Raw genomic sequence first — 26,231 nt, forward strand, 5'->3', positions numbered from 1 at the left:
CAATCGGGCTGTACGGCCATGCTTGAATCGCCGCGGATTTGCAGCGATGCACGGCCAGGCACTTGTCACGCTGCGCACGCGCGCACGAGACAAGGCAGCGGGATCAAGCAAGGCGCCACCCGGCGCGACACTCATCGATCAAGGGAGCGTTCCATGACCATTTTTTGCAGGCACTACCACCGTGTATGGCTCATCTTGCTGCTGTCTCTGTGCAGCGCCGGCGTCAGCGCGCAAGGCATCGCCAAAGGCGCGGACGTCAGCTGGCTCAATCAACAGGCCGCCAACAATCCGCCGCAGGTCTTTCGCGATGCAGCCGGCAACACCACCGACTTCATCAAGCTGTTCAAGGATGTCGGCGGCAATGCCATTCGCCTGCGCGTGTGGGTCAACCCGTCCGGCGGCTGGAACGATGGCCGCGACACCCTGGACAAGGCCAAGCGCGCCGCCGCGCAAGGCATGCGCATCATGATCGACTTCCATTACAGCGACAGCTGGGCCGACCCGGGCAAACAGACCAAACCTGCGGCCTGGGCCGGCCACTCCGTCGCTCAGCTCAATACCGATGTCTACAGCCACACCCAGGGCATCCTCAAATATCTCAAGGACAACGGCATCACCGTCAGCTGGGTGCAGGTAGGCAACGAGATCAATAGCGGCATGCTGTGGAACGAGGGCAAGACGCCCAACTTCGCCACCCTGGGCCAGTTCATCAACAGCGGATACAACGCCACCAAGGCGGTGTATCCCAACGCCAAGGTCGTCGTGCATCTGGCCAACGGCTACGACAACGCCAACTTCCGCTGGTTCTTCGACAACCTGCGCTCGGCAGGCGGCAAGTGGGACGTCATCGGCATGTCGCATTACCCCCCCGTCGGCAGCTGGCAGGATTACAACAGCCGCCTGGACACCAACATGCGCGACATGATTGCGCGCTACGGCAGCGATGTGGTGATTTCCGAGGTCGGCATGGACTGGCAGCAAGCGGCCACCACCCGCGCCATGCTCAGCAACCTGCTCAGCCGCAGCAGCAGCATCGGCGCGCGTGTGCTTGGCGTGTTTTATTGGGAACCCAACGCCTACCCCGGCTGGCAGGGCTACACCATGGGCGCAGTCAACAACAACGGCCAACTGACCGAAGCGCTGCAAGCGTTCTGACCAGCATGCTCCTACAGGGCGGCGCCCGCCGTGGGGGATTCTTGGCGCGCACCCACAGACCACGCCATCGCGTAGGAGCGCACCCGGGCGCGACAGGCATTACCGAGAAAGCCGTCGCGCCCAGGTGCGCTCCTACGGGGCGACACCCGCCGCGGAGATGTCCCGCCGAAGGCACCCAGCCGCACCCACAGACCACCCCATCGCGTAGGAGCGCACCCGGGCGCGACGGGCATTACCGAGAAAGCCGTCGCGCCCAGGTGCGCTGCTACGGGGCGGCACCCGCCGCTGGGATGTCCTGGCGAGGGCACCCAGCCGCACCCACAGACCACGCCATCGCGTAGGAGCGCACCCGGGCGCGACAGGCATTACCGAGAAAGCCCTCGCGCCCAGGTGCGCTCCTACGGGGGCCTGTACATCGGTCCATTCCCTGCGGCAGCGGCCGTCCATCGCCCGCCGCTGGCTCTCATCCTTTGGTCGTACATCGGCAGCGCCCGCTGCGCCGCACCGTCGTTCCAGCCGGCACCGAGGCCCCACTCGGCGCACGACAGCGTCCCATTCCATACGCCCCCGTAGCGAGGAATGGCAACAGGTGCGTGCGGTACACTTGGGGGTTCACGAATTCACGATGTCGACACACCCGCGGGGTGTGTCCCCCCGGGAGCGCTAATGAACTGGTTGAACGAAGTGCTGCACAACGATCCGAACCCGCTTGAGACGCAGGAGTGGCTCGAATCGATCAAGGCCGTCATCGACGTCGAAGGCCCGGAGCGCGCCCATCAGCTGCTGGAAGGCATGGTCGAACAGACCCGCCGCGCCGGCGCTTACCTGCCGTTCTCGCCCACCACCGAGTACGTCAACACCATCGCACCGGCCAACGAGGCCAAGCACCCCGGCGACTCCGCGCTGGAGTGGAAGATCCGCTCGATCATCCGCTGGAACGCCATGGCCACGGTCGTGCGGGCCAACCGCAAGCCGGGTGACCTGGGCGGCCACATCGCCTCGTTCGCCTCCAGCGCCACGCTCTACGACGTGGGCTTCAACCACTTCTGGCGCGCGCCTTCGGACAACCATCCGGGCGATTTGCTGTTCATCCAGGGCCACAGCGCCCCGGGCATCTACGCCCGCGCCTTCCTCGAAGGCCGCATCAGCCAGTCCCAGCTGGACAACTTCCGCATGGAAGTGGACGGCCAGGGCATCTCCTCCTACCCGCACCCGTGGCTGATGCCCGAGTTCTGGCAGACCCCCACCGTGTCGATGGGCCTGGGCCCGCTGGCCGCCATCTACCAGGCGCAGTTCATGCGTTACCTGGAAAACCGCGGCCTCATCGAGAAGTCCGACCGTAAGGTGTGGTGCTTCATCGGCGACGGCGAGTCGGACGAACCCGAAACCCTCGGCGCCATCGCGCTGGCTGGCCGCGAAGGCCTGGACAACCTCATCTTCGTGGTCAACTGCAACCTGCAGCGCCTGGATGGCCCGGTGCGTGGCAACGGCAAGATCATCCAGGAACTGGAAGGCGTGTTCCGTGGCGGCGGCTGGAATGTCATCAAGCTGCTCTGGGGCGGCTACTGGGACGCCCTGCTGGCCAAGGACAGCGACGGCGTGCTGCGCAAGCTGATGATGGAAACCGTCGACGGCGAATACCAGAACTGCAAGGCCTTCGGCGGCGCCTACACGCGCGCCAACTTCTTCGGCAAGTACCCGGAGACCGCGGCCATGGTGGCCGGCCTGTCCGACGACGACATCTGGCGCCTGAACCGTGGCGGCCACGACCCGCACAAGGTGTACGCCGCCTACCACCAGGCCGTGAACACCACCGGCATGCCCACCGTGATCCTGGCCAAGACGGTCAAGGGCTATGGCATGGGCTCGGCCGGTGAGGCGCTCAACCCCACCCACCAGACCAAGAAGCTGGACGATGCGGCGGTCAAGCACTTCCGCGACCGCTTCAACATCCCGGTCACCGACGCCCAGCTGGAAGACGGCCAGGTGCCGTTCTACCACCCCGGCGAAGATTCCCCGGAAGTGCAGTACCTGAAAGAACGCCGCAGCGTGCTCGGCGGCTTCCTGCCCTCGCGCCGCCCCAAGGCCAGCAAGTCGTTCGTGGCGCCCACGCTCGACAAGTTCGAGCGCCTGCTCAAGGACAGCGGCGAGCGCAGCTATTCCACCACCATGTCCTTCGTGCAGAGCCTCAACATCGCCCTGCGCGACAAGGAACTGGGCCCGCGCATCGTGCCGATCGTGGCCGATGAGGCGCGCACCTTCGGTATGGAGGGCATGTTCCGCCAGATCGGCATCTATGCCCCGTTCGGCCAGAAGTACAAGCCGGTCGACGCCGACCAGCTGATGTACTACCGCGAAGACCAGACCGGCCAGGTGCTGCAGCAGGGCATCAGCGAGCCGGGCGCCATCGCCTCGTGGATGGCCGCCGGCACCAGCTACTCGGTGTCCGACGTGCCGATGCTGCCGTTCTACATCTACTACTCCATGTTCGGCTTCCAGCGCGTGGGCGACATCGCCTGGCAGGCAGCGGACATGCGCACGCGTGGCTTCCTGCTCGGCGGCACCGCCGGCCGCACCACGCTCAACGGCGAAGGCCTGCAGCACGAAGACGGCTTCAGCCAGGTCATTGCTGGCTCCATCCCGAACGTGCGTAGCTACGACCCGACCTTCGGCTTCGAAGTCACCGTCATCATGCAGCACGGCATGAAGGCGATGATGGAAAACCAGATCGACGAGTACTACTACATCACCCTGATGAACGAGAACTACGCCCACCCCGGCATGCCGGACGGCGCGGCCGAAGGCATCATCAAGGGCATGTACCTGCTCAAGGACGCCGGCAAGCCCAAGAAGGGCGAGCTGCGCGTGCAGCTGCTGGGCAGCGGCACCATCCTGCGCGAAGCCATCGCCGCGGCCGAGCTGCTGGACAAGGACTTCGGCGTCACTGCCGACATCTGGTCCTGCCCCAGCCTCAACGAAGTGCGCCGCGACGGTTACGCCGTGGAACGCTGGAACCGCCTGCACCCGGAAGCCGAACAGCGTAAGCCCTACGTCACCCAGCTGCTGGAAGGCCGCCAGGGCCCGGCCATCGCCGCAACCGACTACGTACGCGCCTTCGCCGACCAGATCCGCGCCTTCGTCCCGATGACCTACACCGTGCTCGGCACGGACGGGTTCGGTCGTTCGGATACGCGTGCCAACCTGCGCCGCTTCTTCGAGGTCGACCGTTACTACATCGCGCATGCGGCAATTGCCGCGCTGGCGAAGGATGGCAAGATGACGGGCAAGGATGTGGCCCGGGCAATTAAGCAGTATAGGATTGATCCTGAGAAGAGCAATCCGGTGGGGGTTTGATGTAGTGGCGCCGCGCTTTGCAAAAAAGCGCGGCGCATATAGCGCCTGGGGATAAGTAATGGCTTCAGATAAAACGGATGTTATTCTTTACTTGTTCGATAAGTATTGGGACCCGGTTGGCCGGCGGCTCACCAAGACGCTTATGTCGTTGCAAGACGTAGCAGAAGCGATTCGTGCTTGCAATGTCCAAGACGGTAAGGCACGTAGCGATAGAAACCCTGCGAATTTTCTTAAAGATGTTATACGCAGCCGCAGGGCCTCGAGAATTTGGCCTCAAGAAGTAGCGCTTTTAAGGTTTACTGGCGAGCAACGCACTGGGACCGGTGATTCTTTTGAATTCGTTCCTTACGCTGTCGGGCAGGATGAGCCTTTTCCCGACCTCTATAGAGCCACGCACGAAACAAAAAACATAGATATGCAGTCGGTAAGCATGTCCTTGGCCTCAAGGGATCTTGGAAGGTCGGATGAGGCTTGGTTAATCCAGACTGCCGTAAATCTACGAGTAATTGAGCAGCATATGGCGACTGTCTCAGCGCTGCAAGTTAAGGAGGTTACGCATCTCCAGATGACGGTAAAGTTGCGGACCACGGAGATTGACGCTCTATACTTGGCTAATACTAAAGAATTCTCAAAAGTTTTGATAACTTGCGAGGCAAAAAATGGAAGTGAGCGTATATTGACTGGGCAAATAATAAGTCAGGTTAAGGCGGCTTTCGAAACAACGGATGCGGAATTGGTTGTTCCTGTCGCGATCAGATCCGAGAAGGGCGTCGGAATTCATGTTATGGAATTCAAGCACGTCTCACGCGACTTGCTTGCGCGCTTTGCGGAATTAGAACTTGCTTCCGACGCGCTCTATCGCTTAGTTCCCGCTGTTAGGGGGATTTGACAGTTATGGGTATTAGGGGGCTGAGTGGAGAGGCGTCGGCTAAGGACGCCTTTCTTGATATTCCTAAATCTGCACTACATAGTTTTGCAGAGGTAAGTTAAAGGGCACGTCAATCTATAAAAGCTGGATTGAAATTATCGGTTGGCGACATTTCCGACTGCTTACGCTTCTTGATTCCGCTTTTCTTATCCCTGCGACCGATTGGATTTGCGATACCCCAGTAGGCGGCCGCCTCGGTTGTGCCGAAGCGTAGTAGGGCATCGTCTCCAAGCGAAACGACTTCTGTAGGGCGTTGTGGCTTGATTCCCAGGGCGCGCATGACCTCGCTTGCGACTGACCGAGCGAGAGGAGGCGGTACGGCATTGCCTATTTGGCGCGCACCATGCCATTTCGTCCCGTTGAATCTGAACCAATCGGGAAAGCCATGAAGCCGGGCCATCTCGCGTACGGTTACGCAGCGATTCCATTTGTAATGGATTGGGCGTGGGCTGGTAAAAGCGCCGCGCGCCGAATCTGTTCCTGCTCTAAGCGTATTGGATACGCCCTCAGGGTGAAGCTTGAAGAAGCGCGACACGGGTTCGACCTCACCTGGAGGAGTTGAGGCAAAGCGTTCGCGCGATATGTCGCTATGATTAGAGCGCGCGCTCGAAGTCAAGATAGCGGGGTTCCAGTCCCTTCTGTATCCATATTCCCAGCCTGTCGAGTCCATGCAGCGCATGCGGGAGGCATAGGTGTTAGTGTCGTTCCAGCGCGTTACGCGAACAGCTTCGTTTCCATTCAGTCGAGCGAATCGTTCTGCATCCGGCAAATCGCTCAGAGCATCGAAGCATGTTGGTGCCGTAGGAAGCTTGGTCTCTGTGGTTCCGGGCTTGCGGGTTGTAGGCTTGGGATAGGATGGAAGCGGAAGGCCCCGCTTGGCTCCGAGCAGAAAAAGGCGTTGTCGATCTTGGGGTACTCCATAAGAGCAAGCGTTGAGGACCTTCCAGTTCTCAACGACGTCGTAGCCCGCTACCTTGAACTCCTCGATGATCTCGACGAGAAACTTTCGATGCTTGCCGACCGTAAGTCCTTTGACGTTTTCGAAGACGAAATAGCGTGCGTCCAACTCGCGAACGATCCGCACGAACTCCTTCACCAATGAATTTCTCGGGTCGTCCAGCGCACGTTGCCCGATAAGCGAGAATCCTTGACAAGGGGCACCTCCGAACACTACGTCAACAGGGCGCTCGCCTATCCCTGCCGCCGCGCGAATGGTCGATCCGCTTAACTCCGTAACGGATCTCGGGATCACTCGGCAATGCGGGAAGTTGTACTCATGGACGGCTGCATGCACTGGATCTATCTCCACCGCCGCAACTACGTCGAATCCAGCCTGTTCGAAACCAAGGCTAAGGCCGCCGGCGCCGGCGAAGAGGTCGATTCCTAGGGGTCTGCTCATAGTCGGAAGTATAGTAGGCCCTCGCTCCTTTGTCGATCGGAAGAGGTCATTTTGCATGATTAGAGATCCTTCTCTTAAGGGGTGCGGATGTTGCGGCAATCCTGTCTCAAGGTTTGAGACGGAGGATTCATGGATCGATTGACTCCGGAGCGGCGCAGCTGGCTGATGTCGAGGATAGGCTCGAAAAACACGAAGCCAGAGCTCGCGCTAAGGTCGTTGCTGCATGGACTTGGGTTCAGATTTAGGTTGCACCGGCGAGACCTGCCTGGCACTCCTGATGTGGTCCTCCCGGGTCGTAGAACTGTCATTTTCCTTAACGGCTGTTTCTGGCACGGTCATGCGTGCAAGCGCAACAAGATGCCGAAGTCTAGGGTTGATTACTGGGGGCCTAAGATCGAAGCCAATCGTCGACGGGACGCGAAGAAACGCAGGTTATTGCGTGCGCTAGGCTGGCGTGTGCTGACCGTGTGGGAATTGCGAGCTGAAAGATCCTTCTACGCTTTCAGATAAACTCGTGCGCGTGCTCGATAGCCTGCATTGCTAGAAAAAATGCGAATAACGGGGTCTGACTAATGAGGCCAGGTTAATTTATCAGTCGGCGGTGGCCGGTTTGCGTAGCCGATGAGCGGGCCTGACGCCGTCAAAGCGGTTGGTCTTGGCTTGGACCATTACGCGGAAGGCATCGTGGCTTAGGGCTCGCTGCTGCTGTAGATGAAGGCGGATGTCGGCGAGCAGTTCGTCGGAGAGGGCTTCATCGAGCAGAGCACGGTAGGCGTTGGATCGCTCGGTCGGGTCGCTGCCAAGCGCAAGCGAACAGGGATGTGGTGTTAGTGCGGAGTGCTTGCGCTGGCCTAGATTGGCTGGGCAGCTGGACCAACGATACGCTGCCGGGTTGTCGGTCAGGCGAGCACGCACCGGATTGAGCTCGATGTAGCGATAGCAGCGAAGGACGTAGTCCGCACTGTCCACAAGGCATGCTTTGTACCGCCCTTCCCACATCGTACCTGTGCGTCCGTGGCGACCATTGAACAATGCGAGGTAATTTCGTCCAAGCCGCTGCATCAATTGCCCGATGCGTCCCGCTGCAGGTGGCGTGGCTAGCAAATGCACATGGTGTCCATCAATACGTAAGCATGCAGCTGGCAGCCGGTGGCGTGCAGGGCCTCATGCATCAGGTGCAGATAGCGCGATCGATCGCCATCCAGAAAGCAGGGTAGGCGGTTGTTCCCGCGCTGCACGATGTGCTGCGGGATGCCGGCAAGGTCGAAGCGTGGAAGTCTGGCCATGGCACAAGATTCGCAACCAGACGTTGGTGCTGATATCGAGGAGACGTCTCGAAATAACTGACGACGTAACTTGAAATTTGTGTAGGAAGTTAACCTGACCGCGTTAGCGGCAAGGACAGCTCCCGAAAGCTGAGGCCGCACCTTGGATTTGCGTTGGAAGTGGATCTGATTCCGTAGCTGATTTGGCTATGCATACGCCGACATAAGTAGCTTGCTGCAGCCGTGCGCTGTTTGGCGCCGGTCGCTGTTGTGGCTATTTCTGAGATATAACAGATATCGGCAGGATCCAGGCTGCTGTTTGCAGTAAAGTCCCAGTCCTACCCAGTCCGCCGATTGCGAAGATCAAGGAAGTTTTAATGACAGCTCAGAAAAAAGTCAGTAAACAGATCATGCGGTGCATGGTGATGGCCGCGATCGCACTGAGTTCTGCATGCTCTAACGCTTCGCCTCCTACTAGCCCAGTGGGCGCAAAATTCGCAAAGAGGTGGGCCTATGCCACACAGTGCGATTCTGGCCACTTTCTCAGTCTCGACCTCCATCAGCAGAGAAATCATGTTACGGGCGAGTGGAGCGAAGGCACCAACCTCCGTGGAGGTGGCGGAAAGTTGGAAGGGGATGTGCGTAACGGCAAGCTCTACGTTCGCTACTGTAGCGATGACGGTGAGGCGGGCTATGAGGCGTGTCCAAAGTTCTCCGGAGATGAAGACTACTTCGTACTGGAACAAGGGGCCTTGGTGCGCTATCAAAAGTTCGGTTCTGAGTACAAGCGGGATGTCGCCCTGCGTCCAGATGTTGAGGGGCAGCAGATTCCAGCAGAGAAATGTGCAGATACGGAGAGCGGTTCATGAGCACGCTCACAGAGCAGGAGTTGCGGGCGAGTTTGTACTTCGCTGTCGGTGTGACATCTGAGAGCGGATATGCGGCCTATCGATTGGAGGTCGCTGGTGACAACCCAAGGACCCCGCTACTAGAGCCAGCCGATAACAGCGGTTATACGATCGGCACCATCCAAACGGATTTGGGTCAACATTATCAACCAAACGTCCCTAACGGAGAAAACGTTCCAAGGGACCTAGTGAATGCATATCAACAGTGGGCAAATGGGCAGCAGCGCGATCTTGTCCTTAACGAGCAGCAGGTTAGCCAGACCATTGCCGACCTTGGGCGCAATGGCCGTGCCATCCGCGCCGACGCAGGGCGACCACTTGATGCCGAAGTGAAATCACGGTTAGACATGTTCCTTTCGTCGAATGAAGGGATCAGCTGGGTGCATCAACGCGATGTCGCGCAGATCGACAAGTTGATGGATCGCGCCATCGCGCCACTGCAGCGAAGTGAGCTCTATCAAAATGCTTCGTTGTACGATCAAGTGAAGTTAGCGACGATGGTTGGCAAAGCCTACAATCAGAACGAAACGCGTACGGGGCCGATGATTCGCAACATAGAGGCCAATCAATACCATTCGGTTGCCGACGTGAGTGCTGCCATCGACGCTTTGAACCCAAGAGTGACCGGGCGTGGTGACTACCTCGAGATGGGACGGGACAAGGCCTTAGAAGGCGCTGACGTTGTGAATTCGTTGCGCAATGCGCATCGGGATAGTCCGCTTGCATCGGCTTGGGCCAGTGTGGTTGCCAATCCGTTGGTGGACCCAACAACACTTGGTGGGGCGCACGCAGCTCCAAACCTTGCGCACGAATATCCAACGGTGAAGAACCTGTTTTTGCACTACAACCGGGCAGAAGAATTTGTCGGTGCTCTGGACCGTGGCGCCACCTATCAAAACGCTGCAACGGATCGAGCCGACCCCACGCATTTCAATGGTGCTGGCTTTTATGCTGCAGGCAATGATCTGGTGAACTGGGACAAGACAGGCCGAGGTCACGCATTTGTGGGTGGTACTTGGAGTGGGGTTGAACGGGGAAATCTTGCGCGTACACGAAATGGCGATGGCACCACGGACCTCACTGTTAACGAGAATGGTCAGCAGCGCAGGTTGCTTCATATCGACCCGCATGCAGCTCCATTGCGCGGGACCGAGCAACCAGCTCAACCAGCACCTCCTGATCAGCGGCCTGTGCCGTCCAGGCATGGCGCTGTGTCGCCACCGCAAGACCCACTTCATCGCCAAGCTGAAGACGCTGTGCGTCGCCTTGAGCAAGGCCTCGGCCGCGACTATGACGCCAACAGTGCCCGCCTGGCAGCAAGTAGCGCGCATTTGGCCAAAGAGCACGGGCTGTCTCGGATCGATCACGTTGTGCTGAGCGAGAACACCAAGTCCGTGCAGCAAGGCGAGAACGTCTTCGTTGTGGAAGGCGCGTTGAACGATCCGGCTCACAAGATGGCGCATATGAAGACGAGCGACGCGATTGCGCAGCCTGTCGAGCAGTCGCTCGCGCAATTGCAAGCCTTGGGCGAAACGCACCGTCAACAGCAGTCTCAGCAGCAGGAGCAACAGCGCGAGCAGTCGATTGCACCGCAACACCGCATGGTGTGAAGTTTTATATGTTTGCTTGGCGTGGGGCTGTCACAAGCTTCCGCGAGCGGTGCGCTGTGTGAGGCAGGTGCAGCCATGACGCGGTCTCAGGTTCGCTTACTAGTCGACGGCGCGCGGCTTGCGAGATCGATTGACTAGCCTGGCACCAGCAATAGCTCCGACCATCGTGGGAAAAGCTGCGTGACGCAAGGCATCTTGCCGCTGTAAATCAGGGCATGTTTTTAGTGCATTGCGCTTGATGAAATTAAGGGTGAAACGTCTCTTCGGTATCTGCGTAGACCAGTACGACCTCTTTGCCTCCATACGGAACGGTGACCCCTACTTTCCATGGCTCCGCTGCTGGCCCGGCAGCTTTTGCCACAGCATCGCATTGATCAGTGATGACACATCTGCGGATGGCGATACGCAGCACGCCGTGGTCATTCTTGTAATCAACACCGGGAGAATAAAAGAGGCTCTCTGCCGGAATGCGGTACGTGATTTTGAGGGATTTATCCTCCGCTTTTTCGACCTTGACCGGCTGAACATCATTCTTCTTGTAATAAGAACGTATGGCTCCTCCTGCACAAGCAGCCAAGGTTGAAAGTGCAAGAAATCCCGTAGCGATAATCGGCCTTATTTTTAAATTCACATCAATGCCTATGTGTGGATTCGTCTAAGCAGAATAACGCTCTCCAATGTCCTGCGGAGCTCGATTCACTACGAGCTTACTCAAGTGGATTCCGTCAGTAGAGTGTATTCCGACCATCCAGGTAACCGCTACGGCTGGAGCTGTCACTGATGGCTGCGCCTTCTTCTTGATGGGAGAAAGCGTGCAGACAACTGATGTCTTGTAACCAGCTCCCGGAGAGGTCAGTACCTTGCATTGGAAGCCAAGGCTCTCAAGATTCCTTTGCGCGGTCGTGAGGGGCGAACCAGCAGGGTTGGCCGCTCCAAATTGCTGCCTTGCGTTGGCGGCAGACTGTTGAGGATTAAAGCCGAACCGTGGGTCTTCCTGCATGGCGGAGCATGCTGATATGAAAAAAAGACCAGCGGCTGCCAGTAGTGCCAGAGGGCTGCGGTTGGCCAAAGGATTTGTTTGCATGTTCTGACAACTCTAAAGCAATCACATAGACGATCGTCCATGTGGACGTCGGTTGCAAGTACGCTTCTGTGAGGAAATGGAGCGATGACGTAACGGGGCCTGATCAACTTGATTCCGTTTGGCCCCTAGTCTATGCGTTGGTTGCTGCTTCATCCTTCTCTTTGCTTTTCAATGCCATGTCGAGCAAATATTCATACGTCTGAAGCTTTCCCCTAGCCGAGGTGGCCACCCAGCAGATCATCCAAAAGAACAGCAGAAAAATACCAATCATCGGTGTCAGTGGAGACATCGCTAGAGGATTTCCACCAGCGCGCATGACCAGGAAGAGCGACGCGGCGACTGGAAGCAGGCCTAGCTTGTCGACGCTCCCGGCTATTAACGCAATTCGGCCTGCACGGCGTGTATGGCTGTAGCGAGCGTGATCCAGCATGATTTGCAGGGTTGCTGCCGGATACCCTTGCAGCCAAGTCACTTCCTGCAGAAATTGCTCTAGCTGATGATCGGTGCGCATAGCCTGATCGACTGTCCATTGACGTAGATCGCTCACGATCCCGTAGAGACTAATTAGCATCAGGACCCCTAGCGCCGCTAATGCAACCCAGAAGCCGGCGGTTGCGACCTTTGCCAGCAACTGAGGCGGAATACTCGTAAAACTGAAGAACGACGCAATCAGCGTAGACGCTATTGCGCTCGCCAAAACAATGGCAGCGCCGCGCACTAGGCGACTAGGGCTGGCATTGTCTGCCGGGAACTGTGGCAGCACCCGTAGGCGTTCTTCTAAAGCTTTAAAAGTCAAAGGCACGCTTGGTGCTAAGTCGCTACGTCTCATGTCGCCCGTCACTGCTGAATGATGCGGCAAGATTAGAGCTGTCTGGCCGACACGGCTAGGTACAGATTCCGCGAGAGCACGAGACCCATTTTGCGCAAGCGTGCGGGGAGCACTCGGGAGCTTGTGATCTTGAGGGGTGAGCACATGGGTTGCGTGTTGGTGCTTCTTGTAGTCGCCTTCTAAGTCGAGATCACGTGTGTTGACATCGCAGTCTGCGCGTTGCAACCTCTGCCTCAAGGAGCGTCGAAACTCCTCACGTAGCGGTACCCACCTCCGTCAAACCGGTGGGTTTTTTGTGCCTGCATCCTGCAGGTACAAGCCGACGCAATGCCTGCGTCGGGAGGGCGGCTAATACAACACCCGCAAGGGGAATATGCCCGCCGGCTACGTGCGGTTTCGAACCTCCCGACATCCCGTCGCCGTTGGCGGCGGTTCTTGGGTTGTTCCAGGAGGGCGTTGCTATGTCTACCGCACCATCCATGCCGGCATCTGTGCCAGTTGATCTGTTGCCAGCTTCCGCTCACCGCCTGCGGTGGGATATGGGCGATGTGCTGCGCCAGCTCGTCGCACGCGCAGCTGTTGAGCAGGCGAGCGACGATCCCGCGCATTCGCCGACTCGACAGCTCGTTGTGTTGCCGCGCACCTTGCGTGGCCAGTTCGCACGCAGTGCCGTGGCGTTGCAGCAGTGCATTGCTGCACCCATCGCCGGCCATCATCCGGAGGCGCCATGACGCCTCGTCGCCCACCCACCGCATCTGCCAGCGCACGGTCGCCCCGCATGCGTACGCGCCCCATGCCGCCCAAGCGGGTGCAGTGGGTCGTTGTGGAACCCGACCGCACCACGCTGCCACCGATGCTGCCACCCGACCCGGACGCCTCCCCGCAAGGCCCCGGCACGCTACGCGCACCACGCCGCGCCCGCCGCCCGCGCCAATGCACCGTCAGCTACACCCATTACCCCGGCGCCCACGAACATGCCGGCGACCAGCACGTGCCCCATGTCCGCCTCAGCGGCCTATGGCTGGAGCAACTGGGCTTCGCCATCGGCACCAAGCTGCGCATCACCGCCAGCGCGGGGCAGTTGTTGATGGAGGTGTTGCCGCCGGTGGAGGCGCCGGCCAGGGTGCGTAGCGTGCGGCGATGATGCTGCGGCTGCCAGACCCCTTGCGATTGACCTCGGTGCCGGATGCCACTAGCGTCGCAGCCACACCAGCGCACACCGGACGCTTCATGATCGCGCGCCCCCTCTACGCCTTGCTCGCCACCCTCGCTCTGGGCGCATGCGCCCATACCGCGGCCACCCCAGCCCCGGCAACCGTCACGGAGACATCTGCCATGAGTTCCTCAGCCGATCACGTACCTGCAGATCCTTCTAAAGGTGGACCACGTACCGCGCAGGAAGCATTGGAGCGGGTACTGGAGCTGATTCGCACAAGCACCAGTATTGAATCGTTCACTGCCGACCATGTGTCTCGAGCAATGGGCCAGTCGGTACAGCACCGCGGTGATGGTTCCGGGCGGTTCGGTGCCAGCGGAGTGCTGACCCGAGACTGGAACTACGGGTTTGGTGTCAACAAAACTGAAATAAAGGGTGCATGGTTCGAGTTCCTGTTCCTGCCTAATCCGCCAGAAGTGTCTCCGTCTATGTCGGATATCTGCCAGATCGACTTCGAGGCATTTGCGGCGCACCTCGAAAAAATGGGTTTCTCGCGGCAGCGCAATCTTGTCGAGGATGGACGATGGATGAGCGATATTTTTCAACGTCCAGGGATGCGCGTAGAGCTCTTCCCGCGTGGCGAGGCTGACGAACCTTTAGCGCGCACCACTCATCAGTGCGTCGAGTGGGTTCAAATTCGCTAGTCCAAGGAGCGGACATGTTGAGCCAAGAAGCAAGTGCCGTGGTGGCGTCATTCGGTCAGCAACCAGGTGTCACACGTGAGCATCTGGACAACTTCAACCGGGTCCTGAACGATTCGCCCGAGTTGACCCGCCAGATCAACGAGGCGGTGCAGAAAAAGGTGCTGAAAGGCTTCGCGCCGTTAAACGATCCGCATGCGGGAGGCACCTATGATCCACGCGATCAGGAAATTCACCTGCCGCTTGCAGCGCTGGTGAATGATGCCAACGGCAAGCATGCAGCAGCAGGCGATTTGACTTTCGTCTTGGGACATGAAATTCAGCATAGCCTTTACAGTCCCACTGCTGCGCTTGCGCGGGAACAGTTCAAAACAGAGGCAATAAAAATCGCCCGTAGCACGCACGATTACACTGCTGCTGGCGAGAAGGTGCTTGCCAGTAACCGTGCGGACGAAGCAACGGCCGAAATAGCCGGATGGAACGCTATCGTGAGCGCGGTCAAGGGTCGTAATCCTAATCCTACGCTTGAAGATGTGTACCTGTTTGTGGATGGTCGGGCCAGAGATTTCGTCACGTGCAGCGGTATCCAAGCGTCTATACGCCCAGGGAAACCTGACGTTCAATAGCGACCTGACGTTGTCGCCCACGGCGGGTAATGTCGAGGCAATGGGAGTGAATTACTTCGACAAGTCGGTCAAGGACACCCGTATCGGTCATGCCGGCCAGTCCGACTACGTCAACCATTACGGTCCGTGGGTGGTCGGCATCATCCAGAAAACATGGCAACCGGTTGTTTCCATACCGCACGATGTGCTGCGGGATGTCGGGGAGGACGCACGTGGAACTCCGGCCGCATCGCAAAGCTCGCAGCCAGACTTGCGTGTCGATCGCGTTGAACATCGAAATTTGAGGAAATCGCCAACATTTGCCCAGGAGATGAGCTTGATCCCGTTAGCCTGGGTCAAGCCATGGGACGAACGCCGCTTGCGCGACGTGCCGTCCTTCTCTGCTCACGTAGCGCGCCAATCAGGTTTCTCAAATCTTTTTCAAGAAGTCCTTGGCATTCAAATAATCAGTTACGTAGCCCGCTGGCGCGTCATTAAAAGCGGAAATATTGCCATCTGGATCCACGTAGGCCTGGTAGAGATTTTTCGTGCTGGCGGCCCTGTCGGCACAGCTATGGTTTTCTCTCAATGCGCGAACCAATGCTGACGCAGCCTGCGGACCAGCAGGATGCTTTGTCCTCATTTTTGTGAAGCGCTCCATCTTGGAATTATCTGCAGGCTCAGCCGCGAGCGCTTGAGCAAGCAAGGGGTTTGGCTCTGCTGGTCCGGGGGCATAAGACATCAGGGGAATGGGAGCGGAGCTTTCCAGCCGTTCTCCATACGTATGCACTTTCTTCAGCATTGGCCATGGATCAACGACGACCGCGTGATCGCCGACGGCTCTGTCGCGCCAATCGCCAATGACCACGTAATTGTGATCGCGCTCAGCATGCTTGACTTGAATCACTGGCATTTTTCTAGGCATGCTACGCAGCTCAGCTGCACTCATTCGTCGATGTTCTCCGCAGTTTCCTCCGCCAAATTCTTTAATTTTTCTCACCTCGTCAAACTCGTCAGAGCAATGTCCGCTCTCCACCATGTCGCGGGCCAGCTTCATGCGAGTCCAGCTGCGGCCGCCACTCATGCAAATTGCGGTTTCCTGATTCCCAGGCCCATCGGGAACGTCTTGTAACCGGTCTTTTTCAAGACTCTACTTGCCAAGCCCATCGCCTCGAATGTCTTGCGGGATACCGCCACGGGATCAGGCACGACACTTCCTGCGATTTCTTGCAGACGTTCATCGTGCACATCAGACAGAGACGACCATTCGCGTACGACTGAGCTAGACGAGCCGGATCGATTGATAGGCATAATCTTTCGATAATTGAAGAACACTGCCTGAATTTAACAAGCAAGCAGATCGCCAATTCATTTTATCCGAATGTCGCAACTCGGAAGCGAAGGCGGGTCTATGAATTTTGGCTTCCGGGGCAATACGACACACTTGATGGCAGTAGCGCGTTACGGGCGACATGGGCGTGCCGGAGCTCCCTGTGTTTTTTGGGAAAGGCACGGGTCAGCTCCTTGTTGGGACAGTGATGGGATCGGGTTTTCGCACTGCACGATGTGCTGCGAAATGCCAGGAAGGTCGAGGTGAGGAAGTCCGGTCATATGGCAAGCCTCGCAGCTAGGCGCTGGTGCAGGACTCCGAACGGTGTGACCGTCGCCCGACGCTTGCGCAGGAAGTGATATGACGCCGTCAGCGCGTCACCTAGCGCCGCATGCCGGTGAGTGCGTTATGGAAGCTAACTATCCCATTGGCCTGGCGTAATCGAATTTACGTCTGATTATTTATAACTCTCTGGGGCAGTGAAATACATCCACATGCATATATGGGGATCAGGTCCTAAAATATTCATGTGATTTCCCTTGCAATTTTATCCTGGAAATTAAGCTGCGAGCTGAAGATGGAGCATGCTGACGAAGGGGCGTGCGGTAAGTCTGTCTCCGGCGGCATGAAAATGGGCCAATTCCATTCCAGCCTGAAAGAAATAAAAAATGAAAGAGCATTCAGGAAAAGGTTAATCCCGCAAGGCTGCGTTCTGCATTGCACTCGCATTGTCGGCCGGCTTCGCGACATCGGCTAGCGCACAACAGGCAGTGCCCGTCACGACTTATACGGTAAATTACAGTCCCAGCGTTAAAGCTGTTTACATACAAAACGTCAATAACTCCAGTGGATGGGCCTGTGTCGCGGTGGGGCAAGCGAGATCGAATGGCAGCTACAAAGAAGCCCCATCCCTTTTAGTCGGCTTTACGTACAGCGTGCGTGCGATGAGTGCGGCTGACTGTAGAGCCGGTACGGCGTTGCCAAATCTATATGTGCGAGCCTTTACTGCTGTTCCTGCCAATCAGATATTTATTGATATTAAAAACTCGATTTCCATAAATTATTAGGACTTCAACTCGCAGCGCTGATTGTTGCGGCGGTCCATCCTGTTCGGATCGCCGCTTTCCTTGGTAAAGCGGTTTAGGTCCGCCAAAAATAGGGGCGGTGTGAAGTGGGCTGCCCGCAGCCTTCCCTGCGACGATTTCTGGCGACCGAAGGCTGGAAAGAGATGTGCGTAACGTAAAGCGCTACGCTCGCTACCGTAGCGACGACGGTGAGGCAGCCCACGAGGCGTGCCGACGTGCTCTGGAAATGTAGGCTATTTCGTGCTGGAACGACGGGCTTTGATCCGTTATCAGAGGTTCGGTACGGGGTACAAGCGTGATGTTGCTCGACGTCCCGATGTCCAGATGCAGCAGCGTCCAGTCGAGACATGTGCACACACGGAGAGGGGCGTCTGAGCACGCTCATAGCCCTGAGTCCCGCGCAGCGGGGCCTTCAGGCCCCAAGCGTTGCGGAAACATTGGCATGACAGCGCGTGAGAGTGCTGACGCCCACTACGATTGCGACGCAGGGCGGATGACCAGGCTGCCGACCTCGACATCATCTGGTTGATCGATCGCATAGGCGATGGCGTGCGCGATGGCCTCTGCGGGAATGCCGCTTGCCTCGGACTGCGCTTGCAGGGTTTGCCGCAGCGTTGGGTCGCTCACGGTGTGCAGCAACTCCGATTGCACCATGCCGGGTGAGATCTCGGTGACGCGGATGTGCGGCCCGGATTCCTGGCGCAGCGCCTCGCTGATGGTTCTGACCGCGTTCTTGGTCGCAGCATAGACACCCATCGTCGGCACGATGCGCAATCCGGCTGTGGAGACCACGTTGATGACATGGCCGCTTTGCTGGCGGCCGAAGACCGGCAGCGCGGCCGCAATTCCGTGGAGTACGCCACGCAGATTGACGTCGATCATCGCGTTCCATGCGTCGACCTGCAGGGCATCGAATCGGGACAGTGGACTGATGCCGGCATTGTTGACCATGACGTCGAGCCGCCCGAATTGCGAGCAGGCCAAGTCCACCAGGGCCAGGACCTGCTTGTGCACGGTGACGTCGGTTGGCCGGTAGACCGCCTGCCCGCCGGATTGGACGATTTCCATGGCGACCTCGGCAATGCGTGCCTCGCGGCGTGCACCGAGGACCACCTTGGCGCCGAGTGCGCCCAGGTGAAGCGCGGTGGCCCGGCCCATGCCGCTACCGGCGCCGGTGATGACCACGACCTTGTTTTCGATCGTCATCTGCGTGCTCCGTGATGGACGTGCCACCCACGGTAGCGCTGCTGCTTGGATGGATTATGCTTGCGCGGCCATGGTTTCATCGCAATCGTCCAAGGATGACCCGCTTTCGCAGGTTCTGGCCGCGCTGGGCGCCAGGAGTGCCGGACTCAACCAGCTGGAAGCGCGTGGCGATTGGGCGCTGTCGTTTCCGGAAAAGCATCGGCTCAAGCTGGTCGCGCTGATACGCGGGGAATGCTGGATCCGCCTTCCGCGGCGGGCGCCCAAGCGCGTGGTCGAAGGCGACGTGCTGCTGATCGGCAATACGCCCTACGTCATTGCCAGCGATGCGCAACGCGCGCCTGTCGATGGTGTCTCGCGTTATGCCGGGCAGGAGAGCCTGCGCCTGGGCGATGGCGACGACACCGTGCTGCTTGGTGCGGGCATTGTCTTCAGCGGCGAGAACAGTGGTTTTCTGATCGATGCGCTGCCGCGGCTCATGAAGATCCAGAGTGTCTCGCCATCCGCCTTCGCGGTGCGCACGACACTGGATCTGCTCGATGCGGAAATGGGCCGGCATCGGATGGGCAGCGCTCGGGTGGCGTCGTGTCTTTCCGAAGTGCTGGTGGTGGAGGCCATTCGCGCCTACATGCACGCGCATACACAGGCGCACACAAGCTGGATTGGTGCACTGGGCGATCGCCACATCGGTGCGGCACTCGCGCTGATGCACGGCGATGTCGCACATGCGTGGACAGTGGCCGAACTGGCATCGCGCGTGGGCATGCGCGCTCGGCGTTTTCGTCGCGCTTTTCGCAGAAGGTCGGGCAGGCGCCGCTGCACTACCTGACGCAGTGGCGCATGCTGTTGGCGCACAGGCTGCTTGCCGAAACCGGTCTGGATATCGCCCGCGTTGCCGAGCGTGTCGGTTACCAGTCGCCGAGCGCGTTCGGCCATGCGTTCAAGCGCATGTTCGGGACGGCACCCAGGCGTTTGGTGAGACCGAGCGAGACATAGCGCAGCGGTAAACGACGTCGCCCGGCTGAAGCGTTTGCGAGTGCAATGAAGTCCGTCTCTGGCGCCCATGTGATCCATCGCTGGCCCGGCGCATGCCGATGACCTTGTTCATCGGCTCGACCCGCCAGCCATCGCACCCTCAGTGGTGTGTCGGGGCGGCGTGAAGGAGGGGTAGTGGCGTGCTTTGAACGCATCCGCGGCCTCTGGGATCACAGCGCGGCGACGTCCTACCGCCGATCATTGCCAGCATGACTATCGGGAACCAGATCACGGCGCGCACCGTGACCGTCACCGCGGGCGACACCGGGCGCGCGAGCAGCAAAGTCAGTGTGGAACTGTCCGGTCGCCCCGATCCGCGGTGGCAATCGTGCTTCCACTTCGTCGTGCAGGGCCGCGATGGCTTCTACATGGAAGGCCGCCCGATCTTCGACCAGTCCAACGTCGAAGGCGTCGTGCCAGCCGGGCAGGTAGATGCCTTTCGGCACCAGTTGCCGGAGGTTCTGGCCTTGACCAACACGCTGGCGCGCGCGCAAGCCAACAAGGATGCGGATCGCCGCTAGGCTGCAGCCGATGCATGCTGCAGACGACACGCAGGTGTGATCGGCGCCGCATCGCGTCAACGCAGTACTGGTCGAATCTGAGTATGTGTCACCAATCGGTCGGCGCGTAATCCTTCAAGAACTGCCCCCACACATGTTCGCCGGTGTTGAAGCCGTGGATGATCGGGTCGACGATACGTGCGGCGCCGTCGACGATATCCAGCGGTGGATGGAAGCGTTCCTGCTGGACCTTGAGCGCGGCGATCTCTGCCGGGTCCTCGTCGGTGACCCAGCCGGTATCCACACTGTTCATATGGATGCCGTCGTTCTGGTAATCGGCCGCCGAGGTGCGCGTCATCATGTTCAACGCGGCCTTGGCCATGTTGGTGTGCGGGTGACGCGTGGTCTTGAAATTGCGGTAGAACTGGCCTTCCATCGCCGAGACGTTGACGATGTGCTTGTCGCGTTCGGGCGTGCGCAGCATGAGCGGCTTGAGCCGCGCATTGATGATGAAGGGTGCGATGGCGTTGACCAGCTGCGTTTCCAATAGTTCCACCGACGGCACTTCGGCCATCAGCAGGCGCCAGGAATTGCGGCCGCGCAGATCGACCTGCTGCAGGTCCTGATCCAGGCGCCCATCAGGAAACAGATGCTGTTGGCCTACCAGTTCATCGTCCAGCAACGCGATCTGCGAGAGTTCGGCGGCACGGGTGAGACCGTCGGCGCTGTCGAGCCCACGGCCATGCACCGCGGGCAACGCGGTGGCCGACGCATCGCGGAGCAACTCCGGAGTGCGCAGGCCCTCGTAATGGCCGACAAGGTTCCGCACGGTCTCCGGCAATTCGTGCAATGCGGCAGTTTCGCCGGCCATCATGTGGGCGTAGAACTGCGGCGGGCGCCGCACGGTCTGGCAGGCGTTGTTGATGATGAAATCCAGCCGCTCGCGCGTGGCCAGCAGTTCATTGCAGAACGCTTCCACGCTGGGGGTATGGCGCAGGTCCAACCCGAACACCTGCAGGCGATGACCCCACTGCGCGAAGTCCGGCTCCTGCGCATAGCGCGCGGCCGAATCGCGCGGAAAGCGCGTGGTGACAATCAACTCTGCACCGGCGCGCAGCAGCTTCAACCCCGCCTGGTACCCGATCTTGACGCGCCCGCCGGTCAGCAAGGCGACGCGCCCGCGCAGGTCGGCGGTTTCGGTGCGCTTGAAGAAGTTCAGCTCCGCACAGGTCGGGCACATCTGGTCGTAGAAATGATGCAGCTCGGTGAATTTCTGCTTGCACACATAGCAATGGCGCAGCTCGGGCGAGTGCGTGGGCTCCGGCGCGGCAGTGGCGTTTTCGCCGTTGTGGGCATCGTGCAGGCCGGCGGCATGCGGCGGGAAATAGTTCGGCGTGCTGAACACCGGTTTGCGTCGCAGTGCGCGGATACCGCGTTGTTCCAGCAGGGCTTCGGCCTTGCGCACTTTTTCCTGGTGACGCTCGCGTTCGCGCTGCTTGAGCAACTGCCGCCGCGCCTTCGGCTCGGGGTGATAGACCTTGGCGACCACTTGATGCAGCCGCACGCGGTCGGCTTCGGGCAGGGTGTCCAGCACGCTGCGGTCGGCGTCGATGGCCTCCAGCACGTCCAGGGCCGCGCGCAGGCGGTCGGTCAATGGCAGCTCGTCGTTGGGCACGGGTGGGGCGTTGGTGTTCAAGGCAGATCCGGAATGGGCGACTGGCGGCGCAGGCGAAGGATGGCCGCCAGCCAGCAGGCGAAGACGATGACGGGAGCGGGCGGGCAGGGCGCCGCTGCGCATGGCCGCTGGCCGGGAAGTCGGCAGGTGGGCATTTTCGCCGATTGTGGGTGGTGGGCGCCAATGCGGGCGGCTGAGCGGGTCAGCCAGGCTGTTGCCGGGCGCTTGGCTGGCGGTCTTGGGTGCGCCTGGAGCGATGGGCTGTCGGTGGAAGTCCCCGAGCTGCGCGGAGGATGCGACTGGCCGGATGTTTGGGTAATCTCCCGCCACACCGGCGCGGATTGGCGCCCGGGCATTCAAGGGGACATCGATGAAGACTTCCATGCTGGCCATCGGGCTGGCCGGCTTGCTGTGTGCGTGTACGGTTGTGTCGCCCGATCCGGGGCAGCAGGCCGTGTTGGTGGATAAGCCCCTGTTCTTCGGCAAGGGCGGCATCCGCCTGGACGATGTGCGCGATCCCGGCCGCGCTTACACGTGGCTGACCACGTCGGCCACCTATGTGGATGTGACGCCACAGACCGTGCAGGTGGCGTTCGACGATTTCTCCTCCAGCGACAACATCCTGTTGGACTTCTCCACCCAGATCCAATACAGGATTACTGCGCCGGCGCTGTTGTTGTCCAGGTTCGGGCAGGATTGGTTCAAGAACAATGTTGCCAGTCAGTACGCGTCCATCGTGCGCGACCAGGTCAAGCGCTACGACATGACCAAGATGATGAGCGACCCCGACACCGCCAGGAAGATCGACGATTCGGTGACACAAAACGTCAGTGCCTTGGTCAAGGAGCAAGGCCTGCCGATCCAGATCCAGAACATCACCCTGGGCCGCGCACGCCCGAATCCGGACGTGTTGCAACAGATGAATCTGACTGCCGCGCAGCAACAGCGGGTCAAGACCCTGGTGGAGGCGACCACCGCAGAACGGCAGCGCGAGCAGGAGCAGGAGGCCAAGGCCGACGCAGATAACGCGTATCGCAACCGCATGGGCCTGACGCCGGAGCAATACCTGGCCAGCCAGATCGCCGAGCTCAATGCCGAGGCCTGCAAGAAAGCGCAGGCATGCTACATGGTGCCGTCGGGAACTTCGGTGATTGCAAGATAGGTCCGCCGTTGCCTGCCGCCAGGCGCAAGCACTGGGTGATGAATAGTCACGCGCGCGCATACCATCGCGCTGCTCACGTGGCCTGCAACATCGGTGGGCTACGGTCGCCTGTGAGTGCGGCGGCGGGAGAAAACACGATGGGTCTGTTGGTCGACGGCAAATGGCAGGACAGGTGGTATGACACCAGCAAGAGCGAGGGGCGGTTCGAGCGCTCGCAGTCGCAGTTTCGCAATTGGGTCACGCGCGATGGTAGCGCCGGGCCGCATGGCCAGGGCGGGTTCCAGGCGGCTTCGGGGCGCTATCACCTGTATGTGTCGCTCGCCTGCCCATGGGCGCACCGCACGCTGATCTTCCGGCGCCTGAAAGGACTGGAGTCGATGATCGACGTGTCCATCGTGCATTGGCTGATGCGCGAGAACGGCTGGACCTTCGCCGATGGGCCGGGTGTGGTCGGCGATACGGAGCATCACGCGCAGTATCTGTACGAGGTGTACCTCAAGGCCGACCCGCATTACTCGGGCCGGGTCACGGTGCCGGTGTTGTGGGACCGCGAGCGCAAGACCGTGGTCAGCAACGAGTCGGCAGACATCATCCGCATGTTCAATAGCGCCTTCGACGAGATTGGCGCTGCAGACGGCGATTTTTACCCCCAGCCGCTGCGCGAGCAGATCGACGCGGTGAACGCGCGTGTCTATGACACCGTCAACAATGGCGTCTACAAGGCGGGCTTTGCGACTACCCAGGCGGCCTATGAAGAGGCGGTGGTGCCGTTGTTCGAAAGCCTGGACTGGCTGGAGGCGCGTCTGAGCGCCCAGCGCTATCTCTGCGGCGACCAACTTACCGAAGCCGACTGGCGCCTGTTCACCACACTGGTGCGGTTCGATGCGGTGTACGTGGGGCACTTCAAATGCAATCTACGGCGCATCGCCGACTACCCGCAGCTGTCTGGATTCCTGCGCGAGCTCTACCAGATGCCGGGGATTGCCGACACCGTGAACTTCCAGCACATCAAGGGGCATTACTACCAGAGCCACGACACCATCAACCCCACCGGTATCGTCCCGATGGGGCCGCTACTGGATCTGGATGCGCCTCATGGGCGTGGCGGCTGACGCGCATGGTCGATATGGCGCGGCGGGTGCAGTGGCGTATGCTGCGCACCCGCGCGATCAACAGGACGACGTCATGCTCAATCATGTCATGGTGGGAACGAACGATATCGCGCGTGCGCGTGCGTTCTACGATGCAGTGCTAGGAGGGGTCTTCAGTGCGCCCGCGCCGTTCGTCAATCAGGCAGCAAGTGGGCACACGCGCCTGTTCTACCGGCATGCGGGCAGCACTTTTTGTGTGAGCGAGCCGATCAACGACGAACCCGCCAGCCCGGGCAACGGTGCAACGATCGGTTTCAAGTGCGACTCGCCCGAGCAAGTGCAGCACTTTCATGACATCGCGGTGGCTGCCGGCGGCATTTCCATCGAGAAGCCGCCAGGTTTGCGTGAGAGCAGCATGGGCCCGACGTGGTTGGCTTATGTGCGCGATCCGGATGGAAACAAGCTGTGTGCGATCTATCGCCCGGCGTGAATATGGCTTGTAGCGCGGTCTGTCGCAGGCATGGGTCGCAGGCATATGATTTGCTGAGTTGATGACGCGCGTTCGCACGACGGCGACTGAGCGCTGCGACCGCGGCCTGCGCACCCAGTGGCAGGCCTTCAGCACGACGCGGGAGTCGGTGGACGTGCGTTACCGCTTGGCCGCATCGCGCACGATCAGTGTTGCCGCACCCACCGAGATCGCATCTTCGACGACGCCGGTGCTGGTCTGGCCGTAGCGCTCGATCGCACGCATCCGCGCATTGAAGGTGAGATAGGCAGCAGCAACTGCCGTCGTCGCGCCGAGCAGCGCAGCGATGCCACGTTGTTCGCGCGGCGCCAACGCCGTGCCGACGATCACACCGGTGGCGATGCGGGCAATCATGCCGGGCAGCACGATGCGGTCGGGAGCGGTCTTCATCTTGTCGCCGGCCAACTCGCCGCCAGCCAGTGCCAGCATGCCGGCCGATGCCAGTGGATTGGCGAGCAATGCAGGCGCGCCATTGTCGGCAGGCAGCTTGCCGGTGCGTGCAGCATTGGCGACGGCGGCCAGCGGCGTCATCGAGCGCATGCCGGCGACGGCGCCCATCAGGATGGAGTGGATCAAAGCCATGTGCACCTCTGCATGTGCTCGACCATCGCAGGCGGAATGCCTGCGCGTGGCACGCTGTTATCGATCTGCGCAGACTAGGGCGTGGCGTGTGTGGGAGTTGGCAAGACGTTGTGCACGCCGCGCATCGGTTGTGCTCGCATGCCGGTGTCTGCCGTGCAACACGCTGGTGCAGCAACCGGTGGTGTCGACACGCGGCTTTCAGTTCAGCCGCCCAATCGCTCTCAACCCGGGTGTCTTGGCCATATCGTTCGGGTTGGTGCCCGGCATGTCCTGTGGCACGGGCATGCCCTTGCTGCGATAGAAATCGGTCCAGTACGGTGAGATCTTGCCGGTCTGCAGGTTCCTGAATTTCATCGGTTGCAGGGCAAACACGTGATGCGCGCGGAAGGCGCGCTCGATGAAATCCGAGCAGTAATAGCTGTTGTCATCCTGCACGTAGGTCTCGTTATACGGCTTGCCGAGCATGCGCCGTGCCTGGGCGATGGCATCGGGGATGGCAGGGCGATGCGCGCGGCTGAGCCGGTACACGACGATCTGCCGCTGCTTGGCGGTGGCCTCGTCGATAAATGCCTGCAGTGGTTGCTCGCGCGAACCGTGCTCGTCGGCGTGCAGCACCACCGCAGCATCGCCTGCATGCGCCACCAGCGCGACATGATCGAAGCTGGCTTGGCCCCGTACGCCAGTTGCATCGTCGATGGCGCCGCTGAGGCCCGTGTGCGCCGCGGTGACGAACAGCAGATCGCCATCGCGCACCTTCAGCGCCAGCGCCGTGGCGGGCAGTAGGGCGATGAGCAGTAACAACAGCGGTGCGATGCGCATGATGCGAGGTTTCAGACCAAAGGAGCCGACATTATCGCTTGCGTGTGCGTTGGAAACGCTAACCGAGGTGCGGGCCGCTTGTGGTCACCCACGTCGGGCAGCGACATGCAGGTGCTTGCCGGCCCTTGGGCCTCAGTCTTGTTGATGCGGGCTGTAGACTGGCAATGCCAGCGGGCGTCGCCGCCGCCATCGCGTCGCGGCAATCCCTGTCCGTCTGGAGTGTTGT

At 60.0% G+C, this 26,231-nt stretch carries 22 protein-coding genes and 1 pseudogene; 14 read left to right on the plus strand and 9 right to left on the minus strand.

Translation table 11 applies throughout. The features are described 5' to 3' along the window. Positions 1-153: 153 nt before the first annotated feature. The 3 genes from EO156_RS03185 to EO156_RS03195 all read left to right on the plus strand — a co-directional run bounded on the left by EO156_RS03185 (position 154) and on the right by EO156_RS03195 (position 5,398). The gene (locus tag EO156_RS03185) at positions 154-1,155 is read left to right on the plus strand and encodes an arabinogalactan endo-1,4-beta-galactosidase (protein WP_005929416.1); all 1,002 of its coding nucleotides are present in this window, start codon (positions 154-156) and stop codon (positions 1,153-1,155) included. Positions 1,156-1,821: 666 nt separating this feature from the next. Further along, positions 1,822-4,509: a pyruvate dehydrogenase (acetyl-transferring), homodimeric type gene (aceE, locus tag EO156_RS03190; RefSeq protein ID WP_016850792.1), complete on the plus strand. Its 2,688-nt coding sequence runs from the start codon at positions 1,822-1,824 to the stop codon at positions 4,507-4,509. A gap of 58 nt (positions 4,510-4,567) precedes the next feature. Then, on the plus strand, positions 4,568-5,398 hold the full coding sequence (locus EO156_RS03195) for a hypothetical protein (RefSeq protein WP_016850793.1): 831 nt from the start codon (positions 4,568-4,570) through the stop codon (positions 5,396-5,398). Between the two features lie 109 nt (positions 5,399-5,507). Here the strand turns inward: EO156_RS03195 and EO156_RS03200 are convergent, their stop codons facing one another. Beyond that, on the minus strand, positions 5,508-6,893 hold the full coding sequence (locus EO156_RS03200) for a DNA cytosine methyltransferase (RefSeq protein WP_313905535.1): 1,386 nt from the start codon (positions 6,891-6,893) through the stop codon (positions 5,508-5,510). 108 nt (positions 6,894-7,001) lie between these two features. Between EO156_RS03200 and EO156_RS03205 the strand changes: the two genes are divergently transcribed. After that, entirely contained in the window at positions 7,002-7,346 is a 345-nt protein-coding gene (locus tag EO156_RS03205; RefSeq protein ID WP_230577997.1) for a very short patch repair endonuclease, read from the plus strand. Between the two features lie 81 nt (positions 7,347-7,427). Here EO156_RS03205 and EO156_RS03210 read toward each other — a convergent pair whose 3' ends face one another. Continuing rightward, positions 7,428-7,946: a transposase gene (locus EO156_RS03210; protein WP_234746885.1), complete on the minus strand. Its 519-nt coding sequence runs from the start codon at positions 7,944-7,946 to the stop codon at positions 7,428-7,430. Positions 7,947-8,478: 532 nt separating this feature from the next. Between EO156_RS03210 and EO156_RS03220 the strand changes: the two genes are divergently transcribed. Further along, positions 8,479-8,970: a hypothetical protein gene (locus EO156_RS03220; protein ID WP_230577986.1), complete on the plus strand. Its 492-nt coding sequence runs from the start codon at positions 8,479-8,481 to the stop codon at positions 8,968-8,970. Beyond that, positions 8,967-10,619, plus strand: coding sequence for an XVIPCD domain-containing protein (locus EO156_RS03225; protein ID WP_078585821.1), 1,653 nt, complete (start codon positions 8,967-8,969; stop codon positions 10,617-10,619). The genes EO156_RS03220 and EO156_RS03225 overlap by 4 nt, the downstream gene beginning before the upstream one ends. Positions 10,620-10,863: 244 nt before the next feature. Here the strand turns inward: EO156_RS03225 and EO156_RS03230 are convergent, their stop codons facing one another. Both EO156_RS03230 and EO156_RS03240 read right to left on the minus strand, forming a co-directional pair. Then, a complete protein-coding gene (locus EO156_RS03230) occupies positions 10,864-11,250 on the minus strand; it encodes a hypothetical protein (protein WP_230577987.1) in 387 nt (128 codons plus the stop codon). A gap of 583 nt (positions 11,251-11,833) precedes the next feature. Further along, positions 11,834-12,532: a hypothetical protein gene (locus EO156_RS03240; protein ID WP_230577988.1), complete on the minus strand. Its 699-nt coding sequence runs from the start codon at positions 12,530-12,532 to the stop codon at positions 11,834-11,836. A gap of 727 nt (positions 12,533-13,259) precedes the next feature. Here EO156_RS03240 and EO156_RS03255 point away from each other — a divergent pair. The 3 genes from EO156_RS03255 (at position 13,260) to EO156_RS03265 (ending at position 15,015) form a co-directional block, all read left to right on the plus strand. Next, positions 13,260-13,676 carry a SymE family type I addiction module toxin gene (locus EO156_RS03255; RefSeq protein ID WP_026007169.1) on the plus strand — a complete coding sequence of 139 codons (417 nt, stop codon included), beginning with the start codon at positions 13,260-13,262 and terminating at the stop codon, positions 13,674-13,676. A gap of 86 nt (positions 13,677-13,762) precedes the next feature. Further along, positions 13,763-14,392 carry a hypothetical protein gene (locus tag EO156_RS24280; protein WP_026007170.1) on the plus strand — a complete coding sequence of 210 codons (630 nt, stop codon included), beginning with the start codon at positions 13,763-13,765 and terminating at the stop codon, positions 14,390-14,392. Positions 14,393-14,406: 14 nt separating this feature from the next. Then, positions 14,407-15,015, plus strand: coding sequence for a hypothetical protein (locus tag EO156_RS03265; RefSeq protein WP_230577989.1), 609 nt, complete (start codon positions 14,407-14,409; stop codon positions 15,013-15,015). Between the two features lie 409 nt (positions 15,016-15,424). Here EO156_RS03265 and EO156_RS03270 read toward each other — a convergent pair whose 3' ends face one another. Together EO156_RS03270 and EO156_RS03280 are read right to left on the minus strand one after the other, a co-directional pair. Next, positions 15,425-16,051, minus strand: coding sequence for a hypothetical protein (locus EO156_RS03270; RefSeq protein WP_230577990.1), 627 nt, complete (start codon positions 16,049-16,051; stop codon positions 15,425-15,427). A 1,829-nt stretch (positions 16,052-17,880) separates the two neighbouring features. After that, positions 17,881-18,615, minus strand: coding sequence for an SDR family oxidoreductase (locus tag EO156_RS03280; RefSeq protein WP_016850807.1), 735 nt, complete (start codon positions 18,613-18,615; stop codon positions 17,881-17,883). Positions 18,616-18,664: 49 nt separating this feature from the next. Here EO156_RS03280 and EO156_RS03285 point away from each other — a divergent pair. Both EO156_RS03285 and EO156_RS03290 read left to right on the plus strand, forming a co-directional pair. Next, a pseudogene (locus EO156_RS03285) lies at positions 18,665-19,608 on the plus strand (AraC family transcriptional regulator). A 248-nt stretch (positions 19,609-19,856) separates the two neighbouring features. After that, positions 19,857-20,168 carry a hypothetical protein gene (locus EO156_RS03290; RefSeq protein ID WP_015471681.1) on the plus strand — a complete coding sequence of 104 codons (312 nt, stop codon included), beginning with the start codon at positions 19,857-19,859 and terminating at the stop codon, positions 20,166-20,168. 88 nt (positions 20,169-20,256) lie between these two features. Here EO156_RS03290 and EO156_RS03295 read toward each other — a convergent pair whose 3' ends face one another. After that, on the minus strand, positions 20,257-21,843 hold the full coding sequence (locus EO156_RS03295) for an SDR family oxidoreductase (RefSeq protein ID WP_005931175.1): 1,587 nt from the start codon (positions 21,841-21,843) through the stop codon (positions 20,257-20,259). A 361-nt stretch (positions 21,844-22,204) separates the two neighbouring features. Here EO156_RS03295 and EO156_RS03300 point away from each other — a divergent pair, with 361 nt between their 5' ends. From EO156_RS03300 to EO156_RS03310, 3 genes are all read left to right on the plus strand, one after another. Further along, positions 22,205-22,984 carry an SPFH domain-containing protein gene (locus tag EO156_RS03300; protein WP_026007171.1) on the plus strand — a complete coding sequence of 260 codons (780 nt, stop codon included), beginning with the start codon at positions 22,205-22,207 and terminating at the stop codon, positions 22,982-22,984. A 137-nt stretch (positions 22,985-23,121) separates the two neighbouring features. After that, positions 23,122-24,096: a glutathione S-transferase family protein gene (locus EO156_RS03305; protein ID WP_016850810.1), complete on the plus strand. Its 975-nt coding sequence runs from the start codon at positions 23,122-23,124 to the stop codon at positions 24,094-24,096. Between the two features lie 73 nt (positions 24,097-24,169). Further along, on the plus strand, positions 24,170-24,565 hold the full coding sequence (locus EO156_RS03310) for a VOC family protein (RefSeq protein WP_005931183.1): 396 nt from the start codon (positions 24,170-24,172) through the stop codon (positions 24,563-24,565). Positions 24,566-24,724: 159 nt separating this feature from the next. On the opposite strand, the gene EO156_RS03315 is transcribed toward EO156_RS03310, so the two are convergent. Both EO156_RS03315 and EO156_RS03320 read right to left on the minus strand, forming a co-directional pair. Then, positions 24,725-25,186 carry a DUF4126 family protein gene (locus EO156_RS03315; RefSeq protein WP_005931185.1) on the minus strand — a complete coding sequence of 154 codons (462 nt, stop codon included), beginning with the start codon at positions 25,184-25,186 and terminating at the stop codon, positions 24,725-24,727. Between the two features lie 198 nt (positions 25,187-25,384). Then, the gene (locus EO156_RS03320; protein ID WP_026007172.1) at positions 25,385-26,020 is read right to left on the minus strand and encodes a YiiX/YebB-like N1pC/P60 family cysteine hydrolase; all 636 of its coding nucleotides are present in this window, start codon (positions 26,018-26,020) and stop codon (positions 25,385-25,387) included. Positions 26,021-26,231 lie beyond the last annotated feature (211 nt).

The organism is Xanthomonas sp. DAR33341, assembly GCF_003992815.1.
In the GTDB taxonomy this organism is placed as follows: Bacteria; Pseudomonadota; Gammaproteobacteria; order Xanthomonadales; family Xanthomonadaceae; genus Xanthomonas; species Xanthomonas cissicola.

Bases quoted from the DNA above. Each gene is read 5' to 3' on its own strand.
- EO156_RS03185 (WP_005929416.1), top strand. From the start codon at position 154: ATGACCATTTTTTGCAGGCACTACCACCGTGTATGGCTCATCTTGCTG.
- aceE (WP_016850792.1), top strand. From the start codon at position 1,822: ATGAACTGGTTGAACGAAGTGCTGCACAACGATCCGAACCCGCTTGAG.
- EO156_RS03195 (WP_016850793.1), top strand. From the start codon at position 4,568: ATGGCTTCAGATAAAACGGATGTTATTCTTTACTTGTTCGATAAGTAT.
- EO156_RS03200 (WP_313905535.1), bottom strand. From the start codon at position 6,893: ATGCAAAATGACCTCTTCCGATCGACAAAGGAGCGAGGGCCTACTATA.
- EO156_RS03205 (WP_230577997.1), top strand. From the start codon at position 7,002: ATGTCGAGGATAGGCTCGAAAAACACGAAGCCAGAGCTCGCGCTAAGG.
- EO156_RS03220 (WP_230577986.1), top strand. From the start codon at position 8,479: ATGACAGCTCAGAAAAAAGTCAGTAAACAGATCATGCGGTGCATGGTG.
- EO156_RS03225 (WP_078585821.1), top strand. From the start codon at position 8,967: ATGAGCACGCTCACAGAGCAGGAGTTGCGGGCGAGTTTGTACTTCGCT.
- EO156_RS03240 (WP_230577988.1), bottom strand. From the start codon at position 12,532: ATGAGACGTAGCGACTTAGCACCAAGCGTGCCTTTGACTTTTAAAGCT.
- EO156_RS03255 (WP_026007169.1), top strand. From the start codon at position 13,260: ATGACGCCTCGTCGCCCACCCACCGCATCTGCCAGCGCACGGTCGCCC.
- EO156_RS24280 (WP_026007170.1), top strand. From the start codon at position 13,763: ATGATCGCGCGCCCCCTCTACGCCTTGCTCGCCACCCTCGCTCTGGGC.
- EO156_RS03265 (WP_230577989.1), top strand. From the start codon at position 14,407: ATGTTGAGCCAAGAAGCAAGTGCCGTGGTGGCGTCATTCGGTCAGCAA.
- EO156_RS03270 (WP_230577990.1), bottom strand. From the start codon at position 16,051: ATGAAGCTGGCCCGCGACATGGTGGAGAGCGGACATTGCTCTGACGAG.
- EO156_RS03280 (WP_016850807.1), bottom strand. From the start codon at position 18,615: ATGACGATCGAAAACAAGGTCGTGGTCATCACCGGCGCCGGTAGCGGC.
- EO156_RS03290 (WP_015471681.1), top strand. From the start codon at position 19,857: ATGACTATCGGGAACCAGATCACGGCGCGCACCGTGACCGTCACCGCG.
- EO156_RS03300 (WP_026007171.1), top strand. From the start codon at position 22,205: ATGCTGGCCATCGGGCTGGCCGGCTTGCTGTGTGCGTGTACGGTTGTG.
- EO156_RS03305 (WP_016850810.1), top strand. From the start codon at position 23,122: ATGGGTCTGTTGGTCGACGGCAAATGGCAGGACAGGTGGTATGACACC.
- EO156_RS03310 (WP_005931183.1), top strand. From the start codon at position 24,170: ATGCTCAATCATGTCATGGTGGGAACGAACGATATCGCGCGTGCGCGT.
- EO156_RS03315 (WP_005931185.1), bottom strand. From the start codon at position 25,186: ATGGCTTTGATCCACTCCATCCTGATGGGCGCCGTCGCCGGCATGCGC.